This is a genomic window from uncultured Kordia sp. (genome assembly GCF_947496985.1).
Classification (GTDB): Bacteria; Bacteroidota; Bacteroidia; order Flavobacteriales; family Flavobacteriaceae; genus Kordia.
Genome location: NZ_CANMEZ010000023.1, coordinates 1 through 2,383, shown reverse-complemented (window position 1 = coordinate 2,383; position 2,383 = coordinate 1). Strand labels below are relative to the sequence as shown.

The window sequence follows — 2,383 nt, the reverse complement described above, 5'->3', positions numbered from 1 at the left end:
TTGTCCTGCAAGTATTTCTGCATCAGCATTTGTTAATGTAAACCCTACAAAGCCATCTGTATCATCATCACATTCTTCTAGTGTCGTTGGCATTACAGGGACTGGCAATGGATTTACTTGCAATTCGAAGGTTGTTATTGCATAACATTCATTACCAACCTCAGTACTTTCAATTCTTACATATACTATTTCCCCCGTTGCACCAGTATACATTGTTGGCAATGGATTCATATCATCCTCTGCTTCTAATTGACTCCCATGGAAAGTAATATTAAAATCTGCAGCAGTTTGCATACCAAGTATCATTGGCTCTTGTAGAGAAAGATTATAATCTTCTGTTCCACTACCATCTTGATCGCAAGAAAACATATCATCAGGCTGATTGGCAATTGGCTGTGTATTTACCTGTATTTCAAAATTTGTAATATCACTACACGTAGTATTGTCATTATTTTCAATTCGAACATAAATTGTTTCTGTACTTAGCGTATTTTGATAAGTAACTGGCAATGGATCTGCATTATTTAATGCATCATCCATACTACCATGATAAGTTATTGTAAATTGGGTAGCATCTTGTGTTCCTAAAACTTGTATATCATAATCTGTTAATGTAAAATCTTCAACTCCATTATTACTATCATCATCACACACAACAACATTTGTTACTACATTTGCTACAGGCTGTGTATATACTTGTAATTCAAAACTCGTAGTATCAAAACACATTCCTGACAAATCTTCTATCCTCACAAATATAGTTTCTGGATTTGGACCGTTCGTATATAGTGTTGGTAATGGATTTTGATCCATTTCTGCATTTTCTAATGTAGCGTGGTAACTAATATTATAATCTGCAGCAGTTTGCATTAATAAAACATCGTTATTCACTAAAGAAAGATCAAACTCAACAGCCGTAACTCCTGCTGCTGCACATTCTAATAAATCATTTGGTTCATTTGCTACTGGAACTGGAGCAAATTCAATTGTAATAGTATCAGTTGTACTACAGTTCGTAGAAACTGACACAACTACAGAATATTCACCCGACGTGCTCACATCTAATGTTGGATTTGTTTCACCTACGATTTCATCTCCATCTTTAGACCACACATAAGTAACACCAGCTACTGGGAATTCAGCATCTAAAGTAACTGTTTCTCCTTCACAAACTGGATTTCCTGCCGTAATCAATCTGTCATTTCCTAAATCAAAAGTACCAATATCGAAACTTCCTCCCTCAAGAAATACAGCAGAATCAAATAAACTATCAGAAAAGTCAGATATCACTAACTTAATAGTATAAGTTTCCCCAGGAATTACTTCTGCCTGAGCTCTCAGTGGAATTGTTTGACCATCAAATTCAGTAGAACCATTATTACTTCCTACGGTATCATAAAATTGAGGAAACGCAAACTCTCCTAATCCAGGTCCACAGTTAAAGGTGTGAATATTTGTAATACTTGCTGGAATATTAGAATTTGGAAGCAAAGCTATGTTTCTTCCTCCTAAATCTAAATCTAATTCAGGTGTTGCAGGGTTTGCATCGTGATCATACAAATTTGAATTAGCTATTCCTGGCCCACTTAAGATAAAAGCAAAAGTATCTGCAAAAGAACAAGGATATGATGCGTTTGTTGTATATTCTTCTGAAGCCAATATATATCTAAAGGTAATTTGCGTAGACAATGGTACAAATTCAAATTCAATTGCTGTTGCGTTTTGTACAGTTCCATTTGTTAATACTTGTAGATCTGGGTCTCCTGTCCAACTACCTATTCCAAAACTCAGGTTAGCATTTCCATTATTAGCTATAGCAGTTACACTAGAACTACTTAAGATGATACCTTCAGAAAAAGGGAAGTCCGCTGTTCCTGTATCAAAATACCCATAGCTTTCGAAACCTAAATTAGCTCCGTTTTGTTCGCCAGCTAAGTCGTCCATTCCACTATGATTTGTTACTCTAATATTTTCAGGTTCGTTTCCACAAACGTTTTGAAATAAAACATCTACTACTAAAGATTCTGGCGTATAAGTATCATCAACAGTAATTGACTGAGAGTACACTTGTTGCCCAATGAATAGAAGGAGGATAGATAGTATTTTTGCCTTCATAACTATAATTTAGGTTGATTCTGGTTAATTCTTTTTCATGCTTAGTATTCAAATATATTAATAAGAGAAATAATTTTCTGTTTTTTAACACAAAACCTCTTACTATTGACAGCTGATACTATATTTTTTTTTGTAAAAAACCGAAGCCATATTTTAAGCTTCGGTTTTTTTGTTGTTGTTTTTCTTCCTGTGTAAATTATCTCTTTAGCGTAAAATGATTAATGAACTCTTTAGGTGTTCCATCAAATGGATCTATATATTCTACTCT

Annotated in this window: 1 protein-coding gene; it reads right to left on the bottom strand. The window is 34.3% G+C overall.

All coding sequences use genetic code 11. From position 1 onward, the window contains the following. Positions 1–2,115, bottom strand: a 2,115-nt coding sequence (locus Q0828_RS24335) for a choice-of-anchor L domain-containing protein (RefSeq protein WP_298427962.1), incomplete at its 3' end; no start/stop codon positions are given. Between the last annotated feature and the right edge of the window lie 268 nt (positions 2,116–2,383).